Raw genomic sequence first — 6863 nt, forward strand, 5'->3', positions numbered from 1 at the left:
GAGCATGGTTCTGGCGGTCCGATAGTTTTCCAGCGCTTCCGGCAGGTCTCCTTGCGCCAGCTTGATGTTGCCGAGCTTGATGTGGCTGACGGCAAAATCGCGCTTGACGCTCGGGTCGGTTTCCCGGGCCGAACGCAGCTCGAGATTGGACACCAGCGCTGCAAAGGCGCGGCCTGCCGCATCGGTGTTGCCGACAAGGGTGTAGAGCTTGCCGAGCTCGTCCAGGGTTCGGATCTGGCGGTCGGCCTGGTCCAGGGTCAGATCGGTTTGCCCGGCCTCGCCGTAGAGGACCAGCACCGATTCATAGTCCTTGATGGCCGTGGCGTAGTCGAGGTCGGCGCGCGCCGCACCGCCGGACAGGAAACGCGTCGCCGCCTCGGACAGCGTGCGGTTGACGAAGTTGGCCTTCAAGGCGTTGCGCGAAACATTGTCGATGTCGGCGGCCTTTGCGAGGATGGCGCGAGCCCCATCGAAGGCGCCGAGCGAAAGCTGCTCCTCGGCCTGCCGGCGCAATTCCGTCACCTGCGGATCATCGGAGGCCAGCGTCCTCATTTCGCCGCGCACCTTGACGAAGGCGTCGGCCGCCTCGCGCAACCGGGCATTCAGGCTGTCCGCCGAAAGGTGGCTGGCGTCGGAGCTGATCAGCACGCCGTAGAGAGGCGCCAGCGGCATGTCGGCATCGCTGGCGACCTGCTCGACCTCACCGCGCATTTCCGGCGTCACGTCGGCCATGGCAAGCAACAGGCGCTCGCGCTCCGGCAATTGTTGCTTGGCGGCCGCGGCAAAAAACAGCTTCGGCAGGCCGCTCTCGACGTAAGGCAGCTGTTTGCCCCGCGACAAATCGTAGACCTCCTGCTGCACCAGCGTCAGCACCGAGCGGATCTCGAGCCCGTCGGTGCCGAGATATTTGGTCAGCGCTGTCGTGAAGGGCGAGTTCTGGCCGGTGCCGTCGGCAGCCGTCTCGCCCGGTGCGGCGGAGAAGGCGAACAGGATGTTTTCGGCGCGGCCAATCCGGCCGAGACCCGGCTTCACCTTGTCGGAGACATCCTTTGCCAGCGATGTCGCGCCGCGCCCTTCACCGCTGCTTCCCGAGAAGGGATCGCTGCGGCAGGCGTCGAGCATGATCAGGCCGACCTTGGCCGTGGCGGCCACGCTGTCGCGCACCTCTTCCAGCGGCAGGCTGTTCTTCTCCAGCGCCTCTAGCGCTGAGGCGTCGGCATCGATCGGGAGCAGCCGGTTGTCGCCCGAGATTTCCACGCCGTGGCCGGAGAAGTAGACCAGCGCCACGTCGGCGCCTTTGGCATCCAGGCGAAAATCGTCGAGCGCGCGGCGCATTCGCCGCAGGTCGCGATTGGTTTCGAGGATGACCTCGAAGCCGAGCTTCTTCAGCGCCGCTGCCATCGCCTCGCCGTCATGGACCGGATTGGCGAGCGGCCGAACCAGGCGGTAGCCGTCCTCGGCTATGATCAAAGCCACGCGTCGCTCAGCCACCGCGGCGGCGGTGCTCATGAGCATCAGCAGCAAGGCAAAAAGCAAGCGCAAGTCGAACCGCCCCCCGGCTTGTCCATTTGCGCGAACATTCCACCTCTTTATCGCATGAGCAAGCAAGGCTTTTGGTGAAAAGCCGCCACTTTCAAGCGCCCCGCAGCGGCTTCAGCGCCTCGCTCCAGCGCAACAGCTCGTCGAGCATGGTTTTGGCTCCGCCCTGCACCTGTTCGCTGGCGTTGAAAGCGCCGTTCTCATCGAGCAGTTTCTGGTACATCGGCAGCGCGACGCCTTCCGAGATCGGCATGGCGCCGACCGATGTCAGCAACGGCTTCAGCGCTTGCGCCGCGCGCAGGCCGCCGGAGACGCCGCCATAGCTGAAAATGGCTGCAGGCTTGTACTTCCATTCACGCGAGAGATAATCGACCGCGTTGACGATCGCCGGCGCCACGAAATAATTGTATTCCGGCGCCACGAAGACGAAGGCGTCGGCGGCATCGATCGCTTTCGACCAGGCCTTGGTATGGTCGTTCTTGTAATTGCCGAGCCTTGGATGGTGCGGTTCGTCCAGCACCGGAAGCTTGAACGTATCGATGTCGGTCAGTACCGGCTCGAATTTTCCATGCTCGCGCGCGAACGTCTCCAGCCACTCGGCAAAAACCGGTCCGGCGCGGCCTGGCCGCGTGCTGCCGATGATGATGTTCAACTGGTGCTTCAAGGCGGGCTCCTAGGTCTGGCGGTATCTGTTGGTGACCTACGGCAGGACACGGCCGCGGACAAGGCGGCACCGCCATGGAGGCGGTCACAATCGGCTGAACGGATCGCCTGCTGTGACGCCTCGGGCTGTATATTTGCGCCTGCCGTTCGGTCACATGGACGCCCGCATTGCCAGCCATTACATTGGGGTATCAGCGGAGCAGCCCATGGACATCCAGCCCGCCCCCTTCATTCCCCCGGCGCCGAAGCCGCGCACCACGCCGCCCTCGACGCTGGAGATGATCCGCATCGTCTACCGCAACCCGCTCGAATTGTGGGGTGAGCACACCTACAACGAGCCGTGGATCTCGGCCAGTGGTGTTGGTGGACATCTGATCGTCGCCAATGATCCCGGCCTGATCCGCCATGTGCTGGTCGACAATGCCAGGAACTACAAGATGGCGACGGTGCGTCAGAAGATCCTGCGGCCGATCCTGCGCGATGGCCTGCTGACCGCCGAGGGCGAGGTCTGGAAGCGGTCGCGCAAGGCGATGGCGCCGGTGTTCACGCCGCGCCACATCTTCGGCTTCGCCCAGCCGATGCTGAGACGCACGCTGGACTTCGTCGCCCGCTACGAAGACGGCGGCACGTCCGACATCGCCCATGACATGACGCTGCTCACCTACGACATCCTGGCCGAGACGCTGTTTTCCGGCGAGATATCGGGCGAGCCTGGCAGTTTCGCCAACGAGATCGACCGCCTGTTCGAGACCATGGGTCGCGTCGATCCGCTCGATCTGTTGCGCGCGCCCGACTGGCTGCCGAGGCTGACCCGTATCCGCGGCCGCAAGACCATGGCCTATTTCCGCAAGATCGTCACCGACACTGTCAAGATGCGCGAAGCGAAATTCAAGCGCGACCCCGATGCCGTGCCGCAGGATTTCCTGACGCTGCTGCTCAAGGCCGAGGGACCCGATGGACTGACGCGGGCCGAGGTAGAGGACAACATCATCACCTTCATCGGCGCCGGCCATGAGACGACCGCGCGGGCTCTGGGCTGGACACTGTATTGCCTGGCTGAATCGCCGTGGGAGCGCGACCGGGTCGAGCAGGAGATCGACCAGGTGTTGGCGCGCGAGCCCGATCCGACGAAATGGCTCGATGCCATGCCGTTCACGCGTGCGGCTTTCGACGAAGCGCTCAGGCTGTATCCGCCGGCGCCGTCGATCAACCGCGAGCCGATCGAACCGGAAATGTGGAAGGATCTTCATATCCCCAAGCACGCCGCGGTGCTGGTGATGCCCTGGGTCGTGCATCGCCACAGGAAACTGTGGGACCGGCCGGATGCCTTCCTGCCGGAGCGCTTCCATCCGGGAAATCGCGAAAAGATCGACCGCTTCCAGTATCTGCCGTTTGGCGCGGGTCCGCGCGTCTGCATCGGCGCCAGCTTCGCCATGCAGGAGGCGATCATCGCGCTGGCGATCATGCTGTCGCGCTTCCGCTTCGACACGACAGCCGAAACCAAACCCTGGCCTGTACAGAAACTGACCACGCAGCCGCAAGGCGGTCTGCCGATGCGGGTCACGCCGCGACAGGCATGAGACACAGCTTCAGACGGTTGTGATAAATTAAGCAGCAGGCTTGCGTTGCTGGAACTGGCCGGCGGCGCGGTAGCGCCAGAGATAGCTGGGCAGGATCGTCGCGATCGATTGCGGCTGGATGCCGAGCCCTGCAAGCGTCCTGTTGGTCTTGTTGGCGGCGTCCGAAACGATGTTGTGCTCGCGCAACTGCGTCACCTGGTCCTTGGTCAGCAGCGGATTGGGCAACAGACCGAGGATCGAGGCCTGGATGTTGGCCACCCACCACGGCACCGGCACCAGCAGCCGCTTGCGCTCGATCACGTCGAGCAGCTCTTCCATGCACTGCTTGAAGGTGAGCACCTTCGGTCCACCAAGTTCATAGATCTGGCCGCCATCCACCTTGCCGTCGACCGAGCGCGCCACCGCTTCGGCCACGTCGCCGACATAGACCGGCTGGAACTTGGTCTGGCCGCCGCCGATCAGCGGCAGCACCGGCGAATAGCGCGCCATGTTGGCGAAGCGGTTGAAGAAGCCGTCTTCGGGTCCGAAATTGATCGACGGCCGGAAGATCACGGCGTCCTTGATCGTCTCCAGCACAGCCTTTTCGCCAAGCGCCTTGGTGCGCGCGTAGTCTGATTCGGAGTCCAGATCGGCGCCAAGCGCAGAAATGTGGGTCAGGCCGGCGCCGACCGAGCGTGCGGCCTCGGCCACTGCGCGGGCGCCGAACTCGTGCACGGCGGAGAATTTCTGCCGGCCGCTCTCATGCAGGATGGCGACCAGATTGACGACGTGGTCGGCGCCCTGCACGGCGCGGTCTACCGACCAGCGCACGCGCACATTGGCCTGCACCGGCTGGATCTGGCCGACATTGCCAAGCGGCTGCAAATGGCCGGCAAGATCGGGCCGCCGGCAGGCGACCCGGATGCGATAGCCGCGCTTGGCCAACGCGCGCACGACATGGCGGCCGACAAAGCCTGACCCGCCAAAGACGACGACGAGCTTTGGGGTCTGCAGGATTTCGGTCATGGCTGGCTCCGGCGCTCGCAAGCTTGGCTGAAGCCGTTTCATAATCCGTTTCGTGCCAAAGGCAAAGGGCGACGCGTCGTCGCTATCAGCCTGTCAGAACGCTTTGCCCATACGGGCGTCGACCGAATGGCGGTTGCCGCCGCGAATGACGAAGAAGAGCAGGATCGCCGCCCAAAGCAGCGACTTTTCCGCGCCCGAATAGCCTTGGTCCATCGTGACCCAGTGGAACCAGACCGTGACCAGCAGCACGAACAGGCCGGCAAAGGCGGCCGGCCGCGTCAAAAACCCGATGGCAATGAAGATGCCGCCGAAGAATTCAGTGCAGGCCAGAAGCAACGACCACAACGCGCCCGGATAGAAACCGAGACCCTCGACCATCTCGGCAGCGCCGAAAGGATTGGTGATCTTCTGCGAACCATGGATGGCGAAAAACCCGCCGGCGACGACGCGAAGAACGGTTTCGGCACCATCGTGCAGAGCCGCGTAAAACCTGCCAAGGACCGGGATGACAAGGGCGTTGCGGGGGTTGTCCGTGCTTGCCGACATTATAGCTCCTCTGTTTTGCTCAATCAGCGCAAACGGCCGGTCGGGTCGGCCGAAGTCAAATAAACAAAAGTTGACCAAAACAAGAATGTTTTATTCATTGTGCGTCAAAACGCAGAAAACCCCGCCGAAGCGGGGTTTTCCGGGTGACATCCATGCGAAGTCAGGGGCCGACGGAGCGGCCTGACCTGAGACGGTATCAGGAGGGCGTGAAGCAAGTACGCCCACCCCAGCCCTGAACATCCGACATGGTGCCACCAACCTTCTTGCAGGCGGCGACGAAATCGGCGCTGCAATTGGCGAATTTTGCATGGCCGTTCTTGCAGTAATGGTCTTCGGTGGCGCCGCCGCTCGGGGCGGCGATGACACCCGGGCTGGTCGGCTTGGCCGGCGCGGCCTTCAGGGTGGCTGCCTGTGTGGCACCCATGAACGAGCCGAGCAGAAGGACGGCGGTCAGCATGGTGATCTTGGTGTTGGTCATGACAATTTCCTTTGATTTGGGTTGAGGTTTCCGAGGCGCGAAGGACCGGCCTTCGCGTGATGCAGGCTTTCGATTTCGGTTTGCTGCTTCCCCCGGTGTGGATCGGGCAAGCTCGCCTTGCCCTGGACAAAGCTGGGTCGCAGCAAGGCGCGGAAAGGTTCAGCAGCGCGCAAAGAAAATCGCACCGCGCCGCGCCTGCGGCGGGCAGATTTCAGATAACTATTTGATATAAAAAACTATTTAGGAAGAATAGCGTGCGGCGAATTCGGAAATGCGCTGCACCACCGCCTTGGATGCCGTGATGCCCCGCGCTTGCGCCTTCTCGGCGGCCTCTGCGCGGGCACGACCGGGCACATGCACACCGAAGCGCCGCCGCAGCCGGTCGAGCTGGTCCTTCATCCGCTGCTCGAAATCCGGATCGAGCAGCTTGGGTTCGATAGCAAGCACGAATAGTCCCGTGCCGGGGCTGTCCGGCCCGCCGCTGAACCATGGCGCGTCGAGCGACCAGTTGGCGCCCGACAGGCCCGCCGCCAGCACCTCGACCATCAGCGCGATGTTGGCGCCGCGCTGGCCGCCGAAGGCGAGCATTGCGCCCTTCATGGCGGCGGCGGGATCGGTGGTCGGGTTGCCGCTGGCGTCCAGCGCCCAGCCTTCAGGGATCGTCTTGCCCTCCTCGGCCGCTTTGCGGATGTTGACGAAAGCGGTGGCGCTCGACGACTGGTCGATGACCAGCGGCGCCCCGTCGGCGGCGGGGGCGGCAAACGACATCGGGTTGGTGCAGTAGACTGGCTTGACCGAGCCCGAGCCGGCAAGTACGGCCGGGCCGTTGGTGGCGGCGAACGACACCAGCCCGAGTGTTGCCAGCCTTCCGGTGAAATAGCCGAGCGCGCCGCATGTATAGGCGTTCTTCTGCGAGAAGATGGCGACGCCGAACAGCTTTGCCGCCTTGGCGAGGTCGTCGATAGTGCGGTCGAAGCCGGTATGCGCCAGCCCCCGGCGTGCATCGGAGAGATAGACCGCAAGCGCCGGCCGGGTGATCACCGGGTCGGCAT

7 protein-coding genes are annotated in these 6863 nt (G+C 63.9%); 1 reads left to right on the forward strand and 6 read right to left on the reverse strand.

All coding sequences use genetic code 11. The features are described 5' to 3' along the window. Together EN893_RS12845 and EN893_RS12850 are read right to left on the reverse strand one after the other, a co-directional pair. A partial coding sequence (locus tag EN893_RS12845) for a caspase domain-containing protein (RefSeq protein ID WP_245490823.1) occupies positions 1–1542 on the reverse strand: 1542 nt, incomplete at its 3' end. Between the two features lie 91 nt (positions 1543–1633). Beyond that, positions 1634–2203 (reverse strand): NADPH-dependent FMN reductase, encoded by a 570-nt coding sequence (locus EN893_RS12850; RefSeq protein ID WP_128361566.1) that lies wholly within the window; start codon positions 2201–2203, stop codon positions 1634–1636. A 205-nt stretch (positions 2204–2408) separates the two neighbouring features. Between EN893_RS12850 and EN893_RS12855 the strand changes: the two genes are divergently transcribed. Continuing rightward, positions 2409–3782 carry a cytochrome P450 gene (locus tag EN893_RS12855; RefSeq protein WP_127270315.1) on the forward strand — a complete coding sequence of 458 codons (1374 nt, stop codon included), beginning with the start codon at positions 2409–2411 and terminating at the stop codon, positions 3780–3782. Positions 3783–3809: 27 nt separating this feature from the next. Here EN893_RS12855 and EN893_RS12860 read toward each other — a convergent pair whose 3' ends face one another. From EN893_RS12860 to EN893_RS12875, 4 genes are all read right to left on the reverse strand, one after another. Further along, complete coding sequence (locus EN893_RS12860; protein WP_127270317.1) at positions 3810–4787, reverse strand: complex I NDUFA9 subunit family protein; 978 nt, start codon at positions 4785–4787, stop codon at positions 3810–3812. Between the two features lie 93 nt (positions 4788–4880). After that, the gene (locus EN893_RS12865; protein WP_127270318.1) at positions 4881–5333 is read right to left on the reverse strand and encodes a DoxX family protein; all 453 of its coding nucleotides are present in this window, start codon (positions 5331–5333) and stop codon (positions 4881–4883) included. Positions 5334–5529: 196 nt separating this feature from the next. Beyond that, a complete protein-coding gene (locus tag EN893_RS12870; protein WP_127270320.1) occupies positions 5530–5811 on the reverse strand; it encodes a hypothetical protein in 282 nt (93 codons plus the stop codon). A 240-nt stretch (positions 5812–6051) separates the two neighbouring features. Then, a partial coding sequence (locus EN893_RS12875) for an Ldh family oxidoreductase (RefSeq protein WP_128361567.1) occupies positions 6052–6863 on the reverse strand: 812 nt, incomplete at its 5' end.

Source organism: Mesorhizobium sp. M7A.F.Ca.CA.004.04.2.1, assembly GCF_004022825.1.
Taxonomy (GTDB): domain Bacteria; phylum Pseudomonadota; class Alphaproteobacteria; order Rhizobiales; family Rhizobiaceae; genus Mesorhizobium.